At 70.9% G+C, this 19760-nt stretch carries 15 protein-coding genes, 1 tRNA gene and 1 pseudogene; 3 read left to right on the forward strand and 14 right to left on the reverse strand.

All coding sequences use genetic code 11. From position 1 onward, the window contains the following. Window positions 1-141 precede the first annotated feature (141 nt). Window positions 142-1509 (reverse strand): FAD-binding oxidoreductase, encoded by a 1368-nt coding sequence (locus tag IG02_RS0118555; protein ID WP_030748859.1) that lies wholly within the window; start codon window positions 1507-1509, stop codon window positions 142-144. A 97-nt stretch (window positions 1510-1606) separates the two neighbouring features. On the opposite strand from IG02_RS0118555, the gene IG02_RS36605 reads away from it, so the two are divergent. Next, window positions 1607-3157 carry a tetratricopeptide repeat protein gene (locus IG02_RS36605; protein ID WP_158712333.1) on the forward strand — a complete coding sequence of 517 codons (1551 nt, stop codon included), beginning with the start codon at window positions 1607-1609 and terminating at the stop codon, window positions 3155-3157. 550 nt (window positions 3158-3707) lie between these two features. Here the strand turns inward: IG02_RS36605 and hppD are convergent. Further along, a pseudogene (gene hppD, locus IG02_RS0118565) lies at window positions 3708-4838 on the reverse strand (4-hydroxyphenylpyruvate dioxygenase); the annotation flags it as partial. 165 nt (window positions 4839-5003) lie between these two features. Between hppD and IG02_RS0118570 the strand changes: the two are divergent. Then, window positions 5004-5513, forward strand: a complete 510-nt coding sequence (locus IG02_RS0118570; protein ID WP_030748868.1) for an Lrp/AsnC family transcriptional regulator — start codon at window positions 5004-5006, stop codon at window positions 5511-5513. 110 nt (window positions 5514-5623) lie between these two features. On the opposite strand, the gene IG02_RS0118575 is transcribed toward IG02_RS0118570, so the two are convergent. The 6 genes from IG02_RS0118575 to IG02_RS0118600 form a co-directional block, all read right to left on the reverse strand. Next, window positions 5624-6412 (reverse strand): S16 family serine protease, encoded by a 789-nt coding sequence (locus IG02_RS0118575; protein ID WP_030748871.1) that lies wholly within the window; start codon window positions 6410-6412, stop codon window positions 5624-5626. Window positions 6413-6555: 143 nt separating this feature from the next. Beyond that, on the reverse strand, window positions 6556-7197 hold the full coding sequence (locus tag IG02_RS0118580) for a helix-turn-helix domain-containing protein (RefSeq protein WP_030748874.1): 642 nt from the start codon (window positions 7195-7197) through the stop codon (window positions 6556-6558). Between the two features lie 537 nt (window positions 7198-7734). Then, a complete protein-coding gene (locus IG02_RS0118585) occupies window positions 7735-9528 on the reverse strand; it encodes a DEAD/DEAH box helicase (RefSeq protein ID WP_030748877.1) in 1794 nt (597 codons plus the stop codon). 203 nt (window positions 9529-9731) lie between these two features. Then, complete coding sequence (locus IG02_RS0118590; protein ID WP_030748881.1) at window positions 9732-10100, reverse strand: type II toxin-antitoxin system death-on-curing family toxin; 369 nt, start codon at window positions 10098-10100, stop codon at window positions 9732-9734. Beyond that, a complete protein-coding gene (locus IG02_RS0118595) occupies window positions 10100-10297 on the reverse strand; it encodes an Arc family DNA-binding protein (RefSeq protein ID WP_030748885.1) in 198 nt (65 codons plus the stop codon). Before IG02_RS0118595 ends, IG02_RS0118590 begins: the two co-directional genes overlap by 1 nt. Window positions 10298-10329: 32 nt before the next feature. Further along, complete coding sequence (locus IG02_RS0118600; protein WP_030748889.1) at window positions 10330-11886, reverse strand: MFS transporter; 1557 nt, start codon at window positions 11884-11886, stop codon at window positions 10330-10332. A gap of 213 nt (window positions 11887-12099) precedes the next feature. On the opposite strand from IG02_RS0118600, the gene IG02_RS0118605 reads away from it, so the two are divergent. Beyond that, window positions 12100-12174 (forward strand) — tRNA-Cys (locus IG02_RS0118605). 186 nt (window positions 12175-12360) lie between these two features. Here the strand turns inward: IG02_RS0118605 and IG02_RS0118610 are convergent. The 6 genes from IG02_RS0118610 to IG02_RS0118640 form a co-directional block, all read right to left on the reverse strand. Continuing rightward, window positions 12361-12906 carry a hypothetical protein gene (locus tag IG02_RS0118610; protein WP_030748891.1) on the reverse strand — a complete coding sequence of 182 codons (546 nt, stop codon included), beginning with the start codon at window positions 12904-12906 and terminating at the stop codon, window positions 12361-12363. Between the two features lie 32 nt (window positions 12907-12938). Next, entirely contained in the window at window positions 12939-15008 is a 2070-nt protein-coding gene (locus IG02_RS0118615) for a hypothetical protein (RefSeq protein ID WP_030748893.1), read from the reverse strand. Beyond that, a complete protein-coding gene (locus tag IG02_RS0118620) occupies window positions 15008-15451 on the reverse strand; it encodes a hypothetical protein (protein ID WP_030748895.1) in 444 nt (147 codons plus the stop codon). The genes IG02_RS0118615 and IG02_RS0118620 overlap by 1 nt, the downstream gene beginning before the upstream one ends. Before the next feature lie 684 nt (window positions 15452-16135). Beyond that, a complete protein-coding gene (gene mycP, locus IG02_RS0118625; protein ID WP_051765264.1) occupies window positions 16136-17359 on the reverse strand; it encodes a type VII secretion-associated serine protease mycosin in 1224 nt (407 codons plus the stop codon). Between the two features lie 28 nt (window positions 17360-17387). Further along, entirely contained in the window at window positions 17388-18821 is a 1434-nt protein-coding gene (locus tag IG02_RS41630; RefSeq protein ID WP_158712334.1) for a hypothetical protein, read from the reverse strand. A 115-nt stretch (window positions 18822-18936) separates the two neighbouring features. Then, complete coding sequence (locus IG02_RS0118640) at window positions 18937-19518, reverse strand: hypothetical protein (protein ID WP_158712335.1); 582 nt, start codon at window positions 19516-19518, stop codon at window positions 18937-18939. Window positions 19519-19760 lie beyond the last annotated feature (242 nt).

The raw sequence follows: 19760 nt of genomic DNA on the forward strand, positions 1-19760 counted from the left end.
GTCCGGCGGTCGGGAGTCGGTGGCAGGAACCCGGCGGTCGGGTACTCGCCGACCGGGACTCGCCGGCCGGGCGATCGGTACTCGGCGGCCTGCCTGGGCTTGTCAGCCGGGACTCGGGCGTACTGGCGGCACCTGTCCCGGTCAGAAGAGCTTTCCCGGGTTGAGCAGGCCCAGCGGGTCGAACGTCCGCTTGATGCCGCGCTGCAACTCCAGACCCACCGGGCCAAGTTCGCGGGACAGCCACTCCTTCTTCAGGACACCGACCCCGTGTTCGCCGGTGATCGTGCCGCCCAGTTCCAGGCCGAGCGCCATGATCTCGTCGAACGACGTACGGGCCCGCCGGGACTCGTCGGGGTCGGCCGGGTCGAAGCAGACGACCGGGTGGGTGTTGCCGTCGCCCGCGTGCGCGCAGACGCCGATGGTCAGACCGTGCTTGTCCGCGATGGCGGCCGTGCCGTCGAGCATCGCCCCGAGGCGCGAGCGCGGGACGCACACGTCGTCGATCATCGTGGCCGACCGGACGGTTTCCAGCGCGGGCAGGGCGAGCCGGCGTGCCTTGAGGAGCAGCTCCGACTCCGCCGGGTCCTCCGCGGGGACGACCTCGGTGGCGCCGGCGGCGGCGCAGAGGTCACCGACGGCGGCGAGGTCGGGCGCGGGGTCGGGGGTGTCGAAGGCGGCGAGCAGCAGGGCCTCGGTGGTGTCGGGAAGCCCCATGTTCGCCATGGCGTTGACGGCGCGGACCGTCGTACGGTCCATCAGTTCGAGCAACGAGGGGGTGTGACCGCGCTCCATGATGCGGCAGACGGCGTCGCAGGCGTCCGCCGCGGAGCCGAACTCGGCCGCGACGACGAGGGACCGCGGTGGCTTGGGCCGGAGCGCGAGGACGGCCTTGACGACGATGCCGAGGCTGCCCTCGGAGCCGACGAAGAGCCGTGTCAGGTCGTAACCGGCGACGCCCTTGGCCGTGCGGCGACCGGTGGTCAGGAGGCGGCCATCGGCGAGGACGACGTCGAGGCCGAGGACGTACTCGGCGGTGACGCCGTACTTCACGCAGCACAGGCCGCCGGACGCCGTGCCGATGTTGCCGCCGATGGTGCACATCTCCCAGCTGGAGGGGTCGGGCGGGTAGTACAGGCCCAGTTCGCCGACGGCGCGGGAGAGCGTGGCGTTGACGACGCCCGGTTCGACGACGGCGATGCGGTCGACCGGGTTGATCTCCAGGATCCGGTCCATCTTGGTCAGGGAGAGGACGATGCACCCGTCCGAGGCGTTCGCGGCGCCGGACAGCCCCGTACGGGCGCCCTGCGGGACGACGGGGACGCGGAGCGCGGTCGCCGTGCGCATGACGTGCTGGACGTGCTCGACCGTGCGCGGGAGCACGACCGCGGCGGGCGCGCCCGCGGCGCAGAAGCTCGCCATGTCGTTGGCGTACGAGGCCATGACGTCGGGGTCGGTGAGCAGGACCTCGGAGGGGAGCCCGGACCGCAACCGCGCGAGGAGATCGTCCATGAGCCCAGAGTCGCACCCGGGGCCATCGGTGTGAACCCGTCTGCGATCCGTTCCGACACACACAGTGTACTGATCATATTGACGCACAGTAATCACCATGGATGCGACGGACGCCGTGGATGCGGCGGAGAGGGACCTGAACGGCCGTCCCGGGCGGTCCGGTCAGGCCAGGAGGACGTTGCTGGCCGCCGGGTTGGGAGCGGTGCTGGTGGGGGGCGCGGCGCTCTTCGCGCCGGAGGAGGGCGCGCGCCCGGAGCGTGCGCCGTCGTCGGACGTACGGGCCGTGGGCCCCGGCGGGCGCAGCGCGGTACAGGAGCTGGGCGCGCTCATCCGCGACCGGGAGGCCCATGTGCGCGCGCACCCGGAGGACGCGCGGGCGTGGGCGGTGCTCGGCTCGGCGTACGTGGCACGCGGGGCGGCGCGGGCGGACTCGGCGTACTTCCCGAAGGCCGAACGGGCGCTGCGGCGGGCGCTGGACGGTCCGCGTGCCGCGGGTTCCGCCGGTGCCGCGGGGCTTTCCGGTTCCGCCGGTGCCGTGGGGTCCGTGGGGTCCGTCGACGCCTCGGAGAAGCCGGCCGGTCCGAAGGGGGCGGCCGGGCGTGGTGAGGACGCCAAGCCCCGGGAGCGGGGTGGCGTGGGCGGCCCGGCCGCCGTACCGGCGAAGGCGCTGCGGGAGGGACTGGCCGGGCTCGCCTCCCTGGCCGTCGCGCGGCACGACTACGCCACCGCCAAGCGCTGGGGCGAGACGCTGCGCGCGCGGCAGCCCCGGCTGTGGACGTCGCACGCGGTGCTGGTCGACGCGTACACCGGCCTCGGTGACCACCGGGCGGCCGGCCGGGCGCTGGACGAGCTGACGAAGCTGCGCTCGGGCGCCCCGGTGCTCCTGCGCACGGCACGGGTCTTCTGTGACCGGGGCTGGCGCGAGGACGCGGAGGCCAAGGCGGACGAGGCCGCCGCCCGTGCCGGTTCGCCCGCCGAGAAGGCGGCGGCCCTGCGTCTGCTCGGCGAACTGGCCTGGGAACGGGGCGAACCGGCCGTGTCCCTGGCCCACTACGACGCGGCGCTCGCCACCGTCCACGACGAGCCCGCGGCCCGGGCCGGACGGGCGCGGGCGCTGGCGGCGCTGGGCAGGACGGCCGAGGCGTACACCGACTACCTGAGCGCGCTGGACCGGCTGCCGAGCCCGGAGATCATGCTGGAACTGGGCGAGTTGTACGACTCGGAGCGGCTGGACGGGGACGCGCGGACGCAGTACGCGCGGCTGCGCGCGCAGGCGGCGCGGGCGCGACGCGACGGCGTGAACGAGGAGTTGGTCCTCGCCCGCTACGAGGCGGACCACGGCGACGCCCGGTCGGCGGTCCGACGGCTGCGCGGCGAGTGGAACCACGGCCGCCGGAGCCTGGCGGTGGCGGACGCGCTGGGCTGGGCGCTGTACCGGGCGGGCGAGACGAAGGAGGCGCTGGCGTACGCCAAGAGGGCGACGGGGCAGGGGACGCGCAGTGCGCTGTACGCGTACCACCGGGGCGAGATCGAGCGGGCGCTCGGGATGCGGAGCGCGGCGCGGCTGCACCTGGAGGAGGCGCTGCGGACGAATCCGCACTTCTCGCCCCTGTTGGCGCCGAGGGCGCGGGAGGGGTTGCGGGGGTAGGGGTTGGCCTCCCGGCGGGGTCGCCTCCGGCGGGGGCGCGGTGCCGGCCGGTGGTGGGTGCCGGGGGCCGGGGCCTCCGGAGGTACATGTCCGGACGGGCATGCTGTGCTTTCTGGGGGACACCCCCAGGCCCCCGTACGACGCGCACGAGGCATACGTCTGGATGCGGGCGGTCGTCGCGCGTCACAAATCACGCTTTAGTGTCCGGACACGCACCTCCTGCGACCCCGGCCCCCTCCCGCCGGTGGTCGCCCGCGGCCGCCGGGTGGTCCCGGCCGGTGGGGTGTGGGTGCCGGTGGTCGGCCACGGCGCTCGGCCCGTCCCGGGTGGTCGGTGGCGGGTGCTGAAGGGGGTCGTGCAGGGGTCGTGTCCGGGACGTAAAGCGTGATTTGTGGCGCGCGACGTCCGCTCGCCATTGGACTTTGGCCTGATGCGCGTCGTAAATCATGCAGTCCCGGACGCGAGCCCCGGAACGGCCCCCGGCGACAACCCGCACACGCCCACCGCCCAGCGCCACACCCCCCGCACCGGGCCGGAGGCCCCCACCGCGCGCCTCGAACAGCGCCTTGAAGTTGCCCTTGCCGAACCCCATGGACCCGTGCCTCTCGATCATCTCGAAGAACACCGTCGGCCGGTCCTGCACGGGCTTGGTGAAGATCTGGAGCAGGTAGCCGTCCTCGTCCCGGTCCACCAGGATCTTCAGCTCGCGCAACGTCTCGACCGGCACCCGGGTCTCGCCCGCCCACTCCCCCAGGGTGTCGTAGTACGAGTCGGGCGTGTCCAGGAACTGCACGCCCGCCGCGCGCATCGCCCGTACCGACGCGACGATGTCGTTCGTGGCGAGCGCGATGTGCTGGACTCCGGCCTCGCCGTAGAACTCCAGGTACTCGTCGATCTGGGACTTCTTCTTGGCGACGGCGGGTTCGTTGATGGGGAACTTGACCTTCAGCGTGCCGTCCGCGACGACCTTCGACATCAGCGCCGAGTATTCGGTGGCGATGTCGTCGCCGACGAACTCCTTCATGTTCGTGAAGCCCATGACCCGGTGGTAGAAGTCCACCCACTCGTTCATGCGGCCCAGTTCGACGTTGCCCACGCAGTGGTCGATGGCCTGGAAGACGCGCTTGGCCGGGGGTGCCACGATCGGCTCCGCGGGGGCGAAGCCCGGCAGGTAGGGGCCGTCGTAGCCGGAGCGTTCGACCAGGGTGTGGCGGGTCTTGCCGTACGTGCCGATCGCGGCGAGCACGACCGTGCCGTGCTCGTCCTTGAGCTCGTACGGCTCCTGGATGCCGCGCGCGCCGTGCTCGGTGGCGTAGGCGTACGCCGCGCGGGCGTCCGGCACCTCGATCGCGAGGTCGATGACGCCGTCGCCGTGGGCGGCGACATGCTCGGTGAGGAAGGTGCCCCACTCGGTGGACGGTTTGATGACGGACGTGAAGACGAAACGGGCGGAGCCGTTGGTGAGCACGTAACTCGCGGTCTCCCGGCTGCCGTTCTCCGGTCCGGAGTAGGCGACGAGCTTCATGCCGAAGGCCGTGGAGTAGTAGTGCGCGGCCTGCTTGGCGTTGCCGACGGCGAAGACGACCGCGTCCATTCCCTTGACCGGGAACGGGTCGGCCTCGCGCGCGGTGTCGGGAGCGCTGCCGAGGTGCGTCGAGGTGTGCGTCGAGGTGTCAGCCATGAACTCAGCGTCCCGCCGGTCCGCAAGGTGCGCAACAGATGGCGCTGTCACTGGGCATGTTGCCCAGTCGAATGCCAGAATGACCGGACTATGTGCACAGGGTGACCATGGTTTGTCGTCGGCCCGCGATGGCGGGATGCGGCCGGGGAGGGGAAGGGATACGGCATGGGCAGGGGCACGGGCCCGGACACGGGTATCGACGGACTGGACGGCCGGCTCATCGTGCTGCTGGCGCGCGAGCCGCGGATCGGCGTGCTGGAGGCGTCGCGCCGGCTCGGTGTGGCGCGCGGGACGGTACAGGCACGGCTCGACCGGCTCCAGTCGGGCGGGGTGATCCGGGGCTTCGGCCCGACGGTCGATCCGGCCGCCCTCGGGTATCCCGTCACGGCCTTCGCGACGCTGGAGATCAAGCAGGGGCAGGGCGCGGACGTACGGGAACACCTCAGCGGCGTCCCCGAGGTGCTCGAACTGCACACCACCACCGGCGAGGGCGACATGCTCTGCCGGCTCGTCGCCCGTTCCAACGCGGACCTCCAGCGGGTGATCGACCGGGTCGTCGGCTTCGACGGCATCGTCCGGGCGGCCACGGCCATCGTGATGGAGAACCCCGTACCGCTGCGGATCATCCCGCTGGTCGAGCAGGCGGCGGCCGAGGGCGCCGACGGCCGGGGGTGACGCGCGGGCCACGCGAGCCTCCGGGAGCCGCGGGACGCCCGGCGGAACGGTCCCGCGGGCGCGCGGGCGTCGCCCGTCCCCGCACCCGCCGGACGTCTCCGAGCGGCGGCTCAGCAGGCCGGGACCTCGCCGCCCTTCTCCAGCGCCCGCAGCGACGAGACCGCGCCCTTGAGCGTCTCGACCGGGACCAGCCGCATCCCCTCCGGCAGCTCGGCCCGCGCGTCCGCGCACTCCGCCTTGGGTACGAGGAAGACGGTCGCCCCGTCCCGGCCGGCCGCCTGGGTCTTGAGGGAGACGCCGCCCACCGGGCCGACCGTGCCGTCGGCGCTGATCGTGCCCGTACCGGCGATGGAGCGGCCACCGGTCAGTTCGCCGCCCGAACCGTCGCCCTCGATCTTGTCGACGATGCCGAGGGCGAAGAGCAGCCCGGCGCTGGGACCCCCGATGTCCGCGAGGTGCAGCTTGACGTCGACCTCTCGCGGGCTCCTGCCCAGATAGCCGAGGGCGGCCCGGGTCGCGGAGTCCTGCGACTGGACCATGTCGCGGATGTTGTGCTTCTCGATCTGCCGGTCGGTCTGGCCCGAGGGGTAGACGGCGTCGTGCGGGAGCACGGCCCGGTCCGTCCGGAACCACGCCTCGACCACGTCGCCGAAGTCGACCTTCATGGAAGGGCCGGTCGCCACGATCGTCGTCATCCGCAGCTGGCCCTTGGTCGTCCGCTCGGGCACCCCTTTGACGGAGACGATCGGCTTGCCCTGGTCCTTGCCGAGGACGTTGACGGTCGACCCGGGCTGCGCCACGGCGTACGGCAGCGGCGCGGCGCCGACGAGCGCGAACAGGACGGCGATGGGCAGGGCGCAGAGGGCGAGGACGCCGGGGCGGGAGAGACGAGAAGACACGGGTGTCAATCTATCTTCCGGGCGGATGCGCCGGTCGGGCCGTCCGCCTGACTCCGTCCGGCCTCCGCCCTCCCTCCGCCGGGCCTTCACCGCGCCTTCCGTTCCGGGGCGCGACGCTCAGGGGTACGAGCTCGGGATCCGGCTCACCGCAGCGCGTCCGCCACCTCCCGGGCCGCGTCGACCACGCGCGGCCCGACCCGTTCCGGTACGGAGTCCGCGAGCATCACCACGCCCACGCTCCCCTCGATCCCCGTCACGCCCACCAGGGCCGCCGCCGCGCCGCTGGCGCCCGCCTCCAGCTCTCCGTGCGTGAGCGTGCAGTGCGGCTCGGTCAGGGCGCTCCGGCGGGCGGCGAGGATCGCCTTGCCCGCGGCGCCCCGGTCCAGGGGATGGCGGAAACCGGCCCGGTAGGCGACGTGGTAGTCGGTCCAGGTCGGCTCCACCACGGCGACCGCCAGGGCCTCCGCCCCGTCCACCAGCGTCAGGTGCGCCGTGGCCCCTATGTCCTCGGCCAGCGCGCGCAGGGCGGGCAGGGCCGCTTCCCGTACGAGCGGATGCACCTGGCGGCCCAGGCGCAGCACCCCGAGGCCGACCCTGGCCCGGCCGCCCAGGTCGCGGCGGACCAGGGCGTGCTGCTCCAGGGTGGCGAGCAGGCGGTAGACGACGGTCCGGTTGACACCGAGCTTGGCGGACAGCTCGGTGACCGTCAGGCCGTGGTCGGTGTCGGCGAGCAGTTTCAGGACACGTAGTCCCCGGTCCAGCGTCTGGGAGGTCTCCGCGGTCACGACGCCCTCTCCTTCGGATGCTTCGGAGTGAGTGACGACGGCACTCTCACGAAGTCCATGGCGATTGCCACGGAGCGTTTACCTTGTGTGCCGGGAGAGTAGCGATACGCACCGCTCAGTGGAAGTCCTCGTCCAGAATCCGGTCAGAGCGGATCATCAGTCGTCATTCATCGTCAGAAGCGCAGCCAAAGAGGGATGTAGTAGTGACATGGGCGACTTCTTCTGATCATTCACCGCATACCGGGCGCCCTGGAGTGGTCGGGAGCGTCGCAGGAGTGTCCGAGGCGCGGGTGAGGTCCGTTCGGGGCCGTCCGAAGGCAGCGGAGGCCGCCGCCGGTTCGGTCCGCGGCCCCTCCCGTGCGATGGCCCCGCCGACAACTCGTACGGCTTCTCGCCGATACCTCCACCGCTTCGCCGCATGCGGAACGACTCATACAGCCGATACCCGGCGGTCGGCGAGCGGATGGGGGCGCCAGGGGCCGACGCGCCCGAGCCCCCGGCCCCGCCCCCGGTCGCCGGTGGGCTCCCAGGTCCCGGTCACCGCATCCGGGTCGCCCACTCCTGCACCTTCGCGATGCGTTCGCGGATCTGTCCGGCCGTCGCCTCCGCGCTCGGCGGGCCGCCGCACACCCGGCGCAGCTCCGTGTGGATCACGCCGTGCGGCTTGCCGCTCTGGTGGACGTACGCGCCGACCATCGTGTTCAGCTGCTTGCGCAGTTCGAGCAGTTCCTTGTGCGAGACCACCGGCCGCCGCTCGGCCGGCAGTTCGAGCAGGTCCGCCTCGGCGTCGGGCTTCTTGCGGCTGTGCGCGATCTGGCGGGCCTGCCGCTTCTGGAGCAGCAACTGCACCTGGTCGGGTTCGAGCAGACCCGGGATGCCGAGGTAGTCCTGCTCCTCCTCGCTGCCGGGGTGCGCCTGCATGCCGAACTCGGCGCCGTCATAGAGGACCCGGTCGAAGACGGCGTCGGACTCCAGCGCCTCGAACGGCAGCATGTCCTGTTCGCCGGTGTCTTCATCCTGCTGCTTCTCGGCCTCCGCCATCTCCTTCTCGGACTCCGCGTACGGGTCCTCCTCGCCGCCCTCCTTCTTCGGCTTGTCGAGGACGTGGTCGCGCTCCACCTCCATCTCGTTGGCGAAGCCCAGGAGGTTGGGGATGGTGGGCAGGAACACCGACGCCGTCTCGCCGCGCCGCCTGGACCGTACGAAACGGCCCACCGCCTGCGCGAAGAACAGCGGGGTCGAGATAGTCGTCGCGTACACGCCCACGGCGAGGCGGGGCACGTCGACGCCTTCCGACACCATGCGGACCGCGACCATCCAGCGGTCGTCGCTCTGGCTGAAGTCGTCGATGCGCTGCGAGGCGCCCGCGTCGTCGGAGAGGACGACGGTGGCCTTCGCGCCGGTGATCTCGCGGATGAGCTTGGCGTACGCGCGGGCCGAGTCCTGGTCGGTCGCGATGACCAGGCCGCCGGCGTCCGGGATGCCCTTGCGGACCTCGGTGAGGCGCTGGTCGGCGGCGCGCAGCACGTTCGGCATCCAGTCGCCGCGCGGGTCGAGCGCCGTGCGCCAGGCCTGCGAGACCGCGTCCTTGGTCATGGGCTCGCCGAGCCGGGCGGCGATCTCGTCACCGGCCTTGGTGCGCCAGCGCATGTTGCCGCTGTAGCTGAGGAAGATGACGGGCCGGACGACCCCGTCGCCGAGGGCGTTGCCGTATCCGTACGTGTAGTCGGCGGCGGAGCGGCGGATGCCGTCGTTCCCCTCCTCGTACGCGACGAAGGGGATGGGGTTGGTGTCGGACCGGAACGGCGTACCGGTCAGCGCGAGCCGCCGGGTGGCGGGTTCGAACGCCTCCAGGCACGCCTCGCCCCAGGACTTGGAGTCGCCCGCGTGGTGGATCTCGTCGAGGATGACGAGGGTCTTGCGCTGCTCGCAGCGGTTGCGGTGCAGCATGGGCCGGACGCCGACGCCCGCGTAGGTGAGGGCGACGCCGTCGTACTCCTTGCTCAGCGGGCCCGCGCTGTACTCGGGATCGAGCTTGATCCCGATCCGCGCGGCGGCCTCCGCCCACTGCTTCTTCAGGTGCTCGGTCGGCGCGACGACGGTCACCTGCTGGACGACGTGGTGGTGCAGCAGCCACGAGGCCAGCGTCAGGGCGAAGGTCGTCTTCCCGGCTCCGGGGGTCGCGACGGCGAGGAAGTCACGGGGCTGCTGCTCGAGGTAACGGCCGAGTGCGCCTTCCTGCCAGGCGCGCAGCTTGTTGGCGGTGCCCCAGGGAGCGCGGTTGGGGAAGGCGGGCGACAGATGGTGCGAGGAGGCGGCGGTGGTAGTCACGGTCTCCGGTTCGAACACGTTGGGTGGCTGGGCTAGGTACGACAACCGGGCCACCCTACCGGGGGCCCGGTCGCGCGTTCCCAGGAACCGGCCTTCGCGACCGAAGGTGGGACGGGGACCACATCACGCGATCCCGTGCGTGGCGGGCGGCGGTGTCCCGGGACGATGTATGGGGACGCCGCTCAGGCGTGCGGGGCACTCGCTCAGCGGGCGAAACGCGGCAGCGACTCCGCGATTTTCGGTACGTCCAGCTCACCCTGGCACGTGGCCAGGACGAACCGCTCCGCCTCGTCCACGTCGAAGCCGGGGTCAAGCGGATGACCGTTCAGGTGCAGAAAGACCCACGTCGCATACCAGGCGAGGCGCTTGTTTCCGTCCACGAGCGCGTGATTGCGCGCCAGGGACTCCATCAGCGCGGCGGCCTTCCGCCAGACATCCGGATAGGCGTCCTGCCCGAACACGCTGGACTGCGGACGGGTCAGCGCGGAGTCGAGCAGTCCGTAGTCACGCACCTCAGGGGTGCCGAGGCGTTCGGCCAGCCGCAGCAGCTCGGGAAGCGTCACGTACTGCATCAGGCGAGCCTCCGGTTCAGCTCCTCACTCGCCTTCAGTACGTGATCCGCCGCCTCGTTGAAGAGACGTGAACGTTCGTTTATGGCGGAGATGACCGCTTCGTGGGCGAACGACTGCATGCTCCGCCCCTCGGCCTCGGCACGCTCGCGCAGCGCGTCCAGCTCTTCGTCGGTGAACCTCAGATTCAGACCAGCCATATCAGGACGGTACCACGCGGTACCAAGCGGTACTAATGCTGTCGTTCCCCGGCTCCTGCCCCCGTTCCGGCGGGAACGCGCACCCGGACCGCCACCCACACCCCCGCCAGCGCCACCGCCGCCATCGGCAGGAACACCGCGGCGAAAGCCGCCGGGTGGGAGGCCGTGGCGGCCGCGGTCGCGCCGGCCGCGGCGGTGGCCGTGGCCGCGTGGCCGCCCGCCGCGCCGCCACCCAGGGCCGCGAAGGCCGCGCCGCCCGCCGCCAGCAGCAGGACGTTCGAGAGGCCGTCGGAGATCTGGAGCGCGGCGGAGTTCGTGCCCGCCTCCTCCGGCGCCGACAGCTTCAGCAGCAGCACGCTGGTCGAGGCGATCACCGCGCCCATCCCCAGGCAGCCCACGCCCCAGGCGACCGCCACGATCCACACGGGCACGGCCTCGAACAGGACGCTCGGCGCGGTCGCGATGGCCACCGCGACCAGCACCATGCCACCGGCCATCAGCCGCTCCCGGTACGGTTCCAGGCGCGGCCGGGACTGTACGTACGAGCCGAACGCCCACGTCGCGCCGCCCGCCGCGAGCGAGAGCCCGGCCAGCGTCGGCGACAGGCCGCGCTCGGTGACGAGCATCAGCGGGACGAAGCTCTCGGCCGCCACGAACGCCCCGGCGGCGACCCCGCGCAGCAGCACCACGGACGGCAGCCCGCGGGCCGAGCGCCAGGTGCCCGCCGGAAGGAGCCCGAGCACGGCGGGGATCAGCAGGGCGGCGCCCGCGGCGGCCGGGGCGAGGGAGAGCCAGCGCAGATCCTGGCCCGCGTACTGCAGGAGTCCCGCGCCCGCCGAGATCCCGAGCGCGAGCCGGATCCTGCGCCGGTCGAAGGCGACGGGCGGCGCGGCGGGGTCGGCCGGCCCGGCGGCCCGGCGGCGTATCGCGGGCAGTGCGAGCGCGAGCGGCGGTACGACGAGTACCGGGATGCCGATGAAGACCCAGCGCCAGCCGATGTGTTCGGTGACGGTGCCGGCGGCGAGCGGCCCGACGACGGAGGGCACCACCCACGCCGCGGCGAACGAGGCCATGATCGCGGGCCGCAGGCGTTCCGGGTAGGCGCGGCTGACGACCACGTACAGCGCCACGATGACGAGCCCGCCGCCGAGCCCCTGCACGGCGCGGCCCAGGATGAACGGCCACATGCCGACGGCGGTGCCCGAGAGCAGCAGCCCGGCGCCGAAGGCGCTGATGCCGGTGGCGAGCGGCGCGAGCGGACCGCTGCGGTCGGCCCACTGACCGGCGAGGACCATGGCGAAGAGGCTGGTGGTGAAGTACGCCGAGAAGGCGAAGGCGTACAGCGCGACCCCGTCCAGCTCCCGCGCGGCCACCGGCATGGCGGTGCCCACGGCGGTCGCCTCGAAGGCGATGAGCAGGACGACGGAGACGATGCCGACGCTCAGGGCCCGGTGCTCCGGCCCCAGCACGCCGGTGGGCCGGGAGGTGGAATCCCCGGCCGGGACGGGCGCCGCGGGCTTCAGCGGCCCGACCGGTGCGGGCGGTTCGGCGGTGGCGGCTTCGGCGTCGCCTGGCTCCAGGGCGGTCATGGGCTCAGCGTAAGGGTCGTCATGGGGTTTCGGCCCTGTCGCGGGGTGGATCACGGCTGGTCCGTTGGTCGTACGACCGGACCGGGAGCCGGGGGAACCGGAGGGAATCGGGGGAACCGTGAACGGCGTATGGCAGTCGCGTTGCACGCCGTCCGGAACCCTTGGCCGTGCTGCGGGACCCGCGTACGGTCATGAGCAGTGGAGGACAGCGACGGCCGTGTGCCCGAGTGGTTCAGGGACTCGCCTGCAAAGCGAGTTACGCGGGTTCGATTCCCGCCACGGCCTCCACGTACGAAGCGGCCGCTTCCCGGGTCAGGTTCCGGGGCGGCCGCTTCGTCGCGTGCGGCGGTACGGCGCGTGCGGCGCGCACGGCTCGGCGGCGCGCACGGCTCGGCGGCCGGGGGGCCGGGGGCCTTTGGCGGGGCGGTCCGCGTCACGCCGGGCCGCCCCGCCTCAAGGTCGTACGGCTGGGCCTCAGGCCGTGCAGCCCCGCTTCTTGAGGGCCTGCGGGAGGTACGCCTCCAGGAAACGGGTCAGCGCCCGCCGTCGGTCGGCCGTGTCCTCGGGCGTCTTCGTGGCGAGGTCCGCCTCCAGGACGAACTTCCGCTTCTGCGGGTCGGCCGGGCAGGCGACGACCGCGAGCGCGCCCTTGTCCGCGATCCGCGCGTCGTCGCCGATGCCGGCCGGCCGCGGGTTCCCCAGCCCGGTCAGGGCGTGCTCGTTCACCTTGACCGGATCCGTGTCGGCGGGTACCACGTCGGCCCGTACGTACAGCACCTGCCGGGAGTCCACCGACAGCCGGCAGCTCCGGCTCCCCTGTCCCAGGTCGTTCTCCTTCTGCTCGATCGCGTCACCGTCCGGGAGCAGGGGGGAGAGCCTGCCGGTGTCCGCGGGCACGCCGCAGAGTTCGGCGGGGACCTCGTACCCCCGGGCGCCGGAGCAACCGGCCGTCGCTCCCAGGAGGAGCGCGCCCAGGGTGACGACGGCAGCGGTGTGCCGAGCGCGTCGGGGCCGTTTCACTGGGATCACTCGCATCACTCGCATCACTGGCATCACTGGTCTCCCGCGAGACCTTGTGCGCGGTCGTTGCCGGCGAAGGCCGCCTCGTTGATCTCCTGCGTCAGCGTGTACCGGTTGTTGGTGTGACCCGGGTTGGCGGCGGACCACTGGTCCGCCAGCGCCTGCAACTGGTTCTCGCGGGCGGTGAAGGTCTTGCCGTTCTCCCGCTGGGTCTCCTGGTTGATCCTGTCCTGTTCGTCGAGCTGCCACTGGTAGGCGAGCGCGTCGACGCCACGCTGGGCGGCGTCGCCGACCACCGGGATGAAGTTCACGGCACCACCGAAGCCGTGGTACGCCCACTTCGCGTCCCAGGACGGATCCTCCTTGTCCGTCTTGAGCGCCTGGTAGCGGGCCTCCTCCAAGAACCCGACCGTGGCTCCGGCCCGTTGCAGCGTTTCCTTCGGGTCGCTCGGTTTGTCCGTGTGGATGTCCCGGACCATTTCCTGGTTGAGGCCGTCGTTGAGGATGCCGTAGGCGTTCTGGTCGCGGGAGACCTGCTTGGTGACCTCCATCAGGTGGTGGCGGTCGAGCAGCCTCGGGTCGTTGGCGTCGTCGGCCTGCGAGCTGGCGGTGTGGTGGGTCTCGTCGCCGTAGTTGACGAGCACGGCGGCCATGTCGTCGCGCATCTCCGACGGGAAGTCGTCGCCGGCCTCGGAGAGGAACCGGAGCGAGCGGTCGAGGGCCTCGCGGTTCTGCGGGCTGTGCGGCACGGGGCGGGCGTCCGGGTCATTGGGGTTGACGCCGGTGGTGGCGGCGACGAGTGCCTTGCCAGTGGCCTCCCGCGCGTGGTTGGCGTCGCCGTCGTCCAGCGGCGTGTCCTCGATGACCTCCCGGTCCTTCAGGACGTACTGCGCGTTGTCCTGCGGCTGAGTGGTGTTGAAGAACTGCGTGGACGCCTCCGGGCTGTTGGAGAGCGCGCTCATGAATCCCGTCATGGGATCGCGGCCGAACTCCTCCCCCATGAAGTTCATCTTCGGCATCGAAGGACCGCCGAGACCCGCCACCCAGTAGTGGGAGGGGATCTTCATGTCCTTCTCCGTCTTGACGAGCGCGTTCCCGTACTTGTTCAGGAACTCGTCGTTGTAGTCGCCCACCCGCATGAGGTTGCTCATGATCTGGAAGCCGTAGACGTTCGCGCCGCGCGTCTGGATGCGCTCCTCGCCCAGCCGCACCATGTCGTCCTGCCAGCGCTGCATGGCGGGGCTGTCCGACTGCGTGGCGCCCGCGAGCGTCATGCTGAGGTTCTGCTGGAAGTCGCCGAGCTGCTCGCGGCGGGCACGCTGGAGGTCGCCGCCGTCGGAGGGGTCCGACAGGTCCGCCCAGAAATCGAGCAGACCGCGCGGGCCGAGGGTCGTCGCGAACCGCTCCTGGAAGAGGGGGTCGTCCCGGTACTGGGCCAGGTCGCGGTTGAGCGCGTCGAACTCCTCGGGGGACATGTCGTCCCCCTTGTTCTTGATGAGGTTCGCGTACCGCTCGGCGTCCTTGATCGCCTTGGCCGCCGCGTCGCGGTCCGCGTACGAGGCGTCCGAGAAGCCGTACGGCGACTGGGTGACGATGGCGACCAGCGCGTCCGACGCCGTCCTGTCGCTCTCCGTCGCACCCTGGAGGATGCGCTGGACCTCGTCGCGCAGGTTCTCCGCGTCCTCGGGGGTGTGGTCGGGCACCTCGGTGCCCTCGGCGGCCCGGTCGGGGTGGATGTTCATCGTCACGGTGAAACCGCCGTCGCCCGTACCGACGACCGTGAGGTTCTTCTTGAGGCCGTTCTCGATGGCGGTGCCGAGCCTGTCCTTGTAGTCGACGAGCTCGTCGTGCGTGTCGCGCAGGATGTTGCGGATGGTGGTCGCCTCGGTCACCGCGTCGGCGAACTCCGTGGCCGTCTTCAGGATGAAGCTCTTGGTGACGGTCGCGTTGACACCTTCCCAGTTGGCCTTCTTGGCGGCACCGTCGAGCTGGGTCCTCGCGTCCTCCTTCAGCTCCTCCAACTTGGTGATCATGGTGGTCCAGTCACCGACGGCGGTGCTGAGCTTGGAGAAATTGGCGTGCCGGAGCGCGTCGAGTTCCATCAGTGCCTGGTCCCTTCCGCGAAGCCCTGGTCCAGTTCGGCGTAGCGGAACCGGGTCGCGATGTAGTACTCGTCCTCCGCGTGCGCGTTCTCCGTGTAGTCCAGGTGGTTGGAGATGTGGGCACAGGCTTCGAGCAGGGTGTCGACCTGCGTCTTCCATGTGTCGGTCACGGTCGAGAGCGCCGTGCCGAGGGCGAAGTCCGGCTTCAGCGAGGTCGCGGCCTCGTAGCTGGTCTGCTTGGCGTGATCGCCGTCCGTGTCCAGCCGCTGGTACAGCTTGAACGCCTCGTCGCCGATCGCCGCCAGATCGGTCTGGGTGACCTTCAGGTCCCCTTCCGGGATCGGGCCCGTGGGCCCCCCGTCCAGTTGGTTGAGCCGCGTCTGAGATGTCGCCTGTTCGGCCGCGGCACTCTTGGCCTGAGACCATTCCTGGTCGAATGACACGCTTTCCCCCGTGCTTCACCGAACTCGGCCACCCCGGCTACGGCGAGCCGTCAGGCCGGTCGGAACTCTCGGACCTGTCACACCTGTCACAAAGAACACCGGCCGGAGACGTTCCACGGCGGCCCCGCCCGGCTGTCGACGCTCTCGGACGTCTCCGTCCTCGAACCTCACCAACACGCGCGGACCCGCGCTCGCTCGACGCCCCCGTTACCTGTTGCCGCCCGGGCCCCCGAAGGCGGTGGCCACGGTCGACGGCGCCGACTTTACGGGCCCACAGGTTGCGTGAGCAACGCCCCGCGAACGCCGTCCGCCTCTTGATACACACCCGTCACGGCCCCCCGCACGCACCGCACGCACCCGTCACGGCGAGGCGGCGCGGCCGGGCCCGGAGTGGGGGCCGCCCGGAGCAGTGCCCCCGGCCCGGCGGACACGGGGCCGCGGTTCCCGCGATGCCCCGGCTCGGTTCGGTACGCCTCTGAGGGCCGGTTCCGCACGGCGCCTTGCGACTTGCGGCCTGTGGGCCCGTGGGCCTGTGGGCCTGTGGGCCCGTGGGCAGGGAACGGTGGCTTCGCCATCGCCGCGTGACCGCTGACGGCACTGCCGGGTCTCCCGAGCACGGTACGCGGCTCAGGCCCGGCTCCGGCGTGGCCGAGCGCGTCGAGCGCAACGCCGGACGCCAGAGACTCACCCGCGCCGAGAACGTATGACGGGTACGGCAACGGCCGCACCGAGCACGACCGCGGCACCGACACCCAGGCCGATCCACAGACCGGCGCCGCCGCTCTTGTCAGCCTCAACGGCGGCCGTCGAGGGCGACGCCTGGGCGTCGTTGTCCCCGGCCGCAGCCGACGATGACGCCGACGCCTCGGCCTCGGCCTCGGCCAGATCCGACAGCGGGTACTCGTCCGCGGGCCCGGGATCACCAGGCGTCGTGAGCGCACGCAGCGGCCGGACGGCGCCGTAGCCGACGTAGTCGTTCCGCTTGACGCCGTCGGTGGGGCCGCTGACGGTGTTGAGCATGACCCGGAGGACCTGGTTGTTGGTCCAGTCCGGATGCTTGGACCAGATCAGAGCGGCGCTGGCGGAGGCGATGGCGGTGGCGGCACTGGTGCCGTGTCCCGTGCACAGCCCGGTCTTTCCGCCACAGGCGTGGACCATTTCTTCGCCAGGTGCAGAGACATCCACTTGAGGTCCGTATTGCGACTCCTTGGTCTTCTTCCCCTCCTTGTCGAGGGCCCCCACCCCGACGACGCCTGGAGTCCCGGCCGGAAATTCCAGCCCATTCCCTTCATCGGCAGTGTTGCCCGTCGAGGCGAAGATCAACGCTCCTTTTTCAATGGCATAATTGACAGCAGACGCCAGTGCCTGCGACCCCTTTCGTGACCCCATTGATATATTAATGACTTTCGCACCATTATCGGCCGCATAGCGAATGGCGATCGACACGGACTTGTTGAACTCCTGCACCTTGGAAACGCGATTGGCATCCCAATCCGCGTCCCGTATCCTGACCGGAAGGATTTTTGCTCCCGGGGCCAGCCCGTAAGCTCCGTCCCCTCCCCCGCTCTTGCCAGTGCCAGCAATGAGCCCAGCCATTCCCGTCCCATGGCCGTCATAGTCGTTACGCTCATCACCCGCCGAGTCCGAGGCAAGGTCTTTGCCCTTCAGGACCCGCCCCTGGAGGTCCGGGTTCGTAGCGTCTACCCCGGAGTCGATGACCGCGACAGTCACGCCCTCACCCCTGCTGATCTTCCAGATCTCATCCGCCTTCATGGCATCGAGATGCCACTGCTGAGAGCGGATGGAATCCGCATAAGCCGGAGCCGGCGCGCTGCCCACCAGCAGAGCCCCTAGTACAGCAAGGACAGTTGCCGGGCCTCGGCCCATCCAGGGGGTGTTGGTGCGCATACGCTCGTTCGCTCCGCTTTCTGCGAGATCAGTCGATAACCGGCGGCACAATGCGCCGACCGCTCCGCTGCCAGGTCTCCTCGTCCTCCACGAGGTAGTCCGGCCGTTCGCCTGTCGTCTCGTCACGACGTTTCGGCGCCTTGCCGACACGTGGCGGTGTCGCTCCGTTTCGCACCAGGCCTGTCCCTCCAGGAGTGAAGGCTCTACCACCGGTACCCGGCTGCTGCGGGCGTCCTCCGACGATGCCACCGTTCTCCCCTGCCAGCCGACGCCCGGTCATGCCGCTCTGAGCAGGCCCTCCACCCAGGCCACCACCAGCACCATGTGCCATCGGTGGACGGCCGTGGACAGGGCTCTCTCCGCCGACAACCATCCCTCGTGGCAGGGCACCCGAGCGGCCGGAAGCAGGGGGGACCGGACGGCCTCCGGTGATTCCTCGCTCAGCCGGTGCGCGCCCGACAGGTCCAGCATTGGGCCCTGTCTGTCCGGTCAGCGATGGAGGACGTGCGCCCCCCGTCCGCCCAACGTTTGGCAAGTTCTGCGGAGGGGAGCCATTCCTGCCGAGAGCCGGCGGTATGTTCGGCGGGACGGGGAGCGCCAGCCCCTCAGGTTTGCCGACGGCCTGCGGAGCATTGGGCGTTGTGGGAGTAGCAGTCACCGGCGATTGTGTATCGACACTGGCGATCTCGGTTGCCACCGGAACGTCCGGCCGTGTCACCTGAGTAGGGGACAGCGAGTTCCCGTAAATCGCGGGAGTCACCGCTCCTTCGACGCTGCCGTTGCCGCCGCCCATCGTATGGGTCGGTCCCCCACCGAGGTTCGCGGTTGTGTCAGTGCCGCCCCCACCAGAGCGCGCCAGGTCGTGGGTGGAGATCCGTGCTTCCCCACGCGGAACGAACTCCGTCGGCGGCGGCTGAAACGTCGGCACCTCCAGCTTGCCCATCTGCGTCTGCGAGTGCTCGTACACGTTCGCGAGCCTTCGCATCTGAGTCGCCGCCTCCAGGCGGTTCCGCTCCGCATCCGTCGCCAACGTCGACGACGACTTGCCGATCACCAGGTCCGAATCCGGGTCGTTGGGCGCGTTCAAGGCCGCCGCCAGGTTCGCCTTGGCCCCCGCGACATCGCGCGGAATCGCGCTCTGCGCCTCGGCGATCGCGTTCGAGGCGTGGCCCAGCCATTGCGAAGCGCCGTCGCTGTACTCCGCCAGCCGGAACGTCGCGCTCGCCAGGCTCGCGCTCCATTCGATGAACGCCTTGTAGCCCTCTCCTTGCCACTCCACCCGCTCGGGACGGGCCTTGAGCTGCTCCGCGATCTCGCGGATCTCGCCGGCCGCCGCGCTCAGCGTGTCAGCGGCTCCCTGCACCGCCCCGCTGTCGGCTCGGTCGAGCCAAGAAAGCATGTCCTCGTGCGACATGTCTTCGAAGGGGGTCGAGCCGCCCCCGCTGCGGTTCTGCTGGTCCACTCACCTGCCCCGTCCGTCTTCGCGCCCCTCGACGTAATCGTCGCACCGCCCGACGCGCCACCACCACTGTGGAAACCCGCATACCGCGTACCGCTACGGGAATCCGTCGACCGAATTACGCGAACCCGCCGACCCCGGCCGTACCGGCGTCGCCCGGGCTCGACCCGTCGGCGCGCTCGCTGGGCTGGGTGGGCTCGTTGGGCTCGTTCTGCGGTTTGTTCGCGTTCGCCACAGTCTCCGGAGGGTGCGGATCGCGCCGCGGATCGTAGTGTTCCTCGGCGTTCTGGTAGATCATCCGCATGCGCCGACGGATATCGTCGTCGAGTTGACCGAAACCGTCCTTCGACGCGACGACCGCGATCCCCATCCCCTCCAGAGAGTTCGACAGCAGCCCGGACAACTGCTTCAGCTGGTCGATGACCGTCTGGTACGACGTGAACAGGCCCGCCGCCTCGGTCCAGGCGCCCCCTCCACCGCCGAACTGTCCACGTTCCAGCGGCTCGGCGGCCACCTTCTTCCGGCCCGCCGGTGAACCCTCGAGCTTGGTGATCAGCTCATCCACCCGGTTCTTGAACGAACGCATCGACTCCGGGTCGTAGACCACCGAAGTCGCCACAGGGCTGTTCACCCTGCGCTCGATTTCCTCCGGGCTCAGCGGCCCCGACGACCAGCCCCAGCCACCACCTGCGATCGACATGGTCTCCCCCCACGCACCAGCACATCGACCCCTTACCTTAACGACCTCGGATACGGCCGTTGACCTCTTATGACACCGATGCACACGGTCCCAGCCGCAAACCCTCTTCCGCGTACGGCCCGCATGCGCCGACCCGCGTGCGCAGGCCGACGAGCGCCTCCCGGTGGTTCCGTATCCGGGCCTGGATCCGGGCAGCCTCGGCCCCGGCTGGTGCCACCGGCCGACTCACACAGGGCACGGCT

It is taken from the genome of Streptomyces sp. NRRL F-5135 (genome assembly GCF_000719775.1).
Classification (GTDB): domain Bacteria; phylum Actinomycetota; class Actinomycetes; order Streptomycetales; family Streptomycetaceae; genus Streptomyces; species Streptomyces hebeiensis.

Coding starts and splice junctions, on each gene's coding strand:
- IG02_RS0118555 (WP_030748859.1), bottom strand. CDS start 1,509: ATGGACGATCTCCTCGCGCGGTTGCGGTCCGGGCTCCCCTCCGAGGTC.
- IG02_RS36605 (WP_158712333.1), top strand. CDS start 1,607: ATGGATGCGACGGACGCCGTGGATGCGGCGGAGAGGGACCTGAACGGC.
- IG02_RS0118570 (WP_030748868.1), top strand. CDS start 5,004: ATGGGCAGGGGCACGGGCCCGGACACGGGTATCGACGGACTGGACGGC.
- IG02_RS0118590 (WP_030748881.1), bottom strand. CDS start 10,100: ATGCAGTACGTGACGCTTCCCGAGCTGCTGCGGCTGGCCGAACGCCTC.
- IG02_RS0118595 (WP_030748885.1), bottom strand. CDS start 10,297: ATGGCTGGTCTGAATCTGAGGTTCACCGACGAAGAGCTGGACGCGCTG.
- IG02_RS0118600 (WP_030748889.1), bottom strand. CDS start 11,886: ATGACCGCCCTGGAGCCAGGCGACGCCGAAGCCGCCACCGCCGAACCG.
- IG02_RS0118615 (WP_030748893.1), bottom strand. CDS start 15,008: ATGGAACTCGACGCGCTCCGGCACGCCAATTTCTCCAAGCTCAGCACC.
- mycP (WP_051765264.1), bottom strand. CDS start 17,359: ATGCGCACCAACACCCCCTGGATGGGCCGAGGCCCGGCAACTGTCCTT.
- IG02_RS0118640 (WP_158712335.1), bottom strand. CDS start 19,518: ATGTCGATCGCAGGTGGTGGCTGGGGCTGGTCGTCGGGGCCGCTGAGC.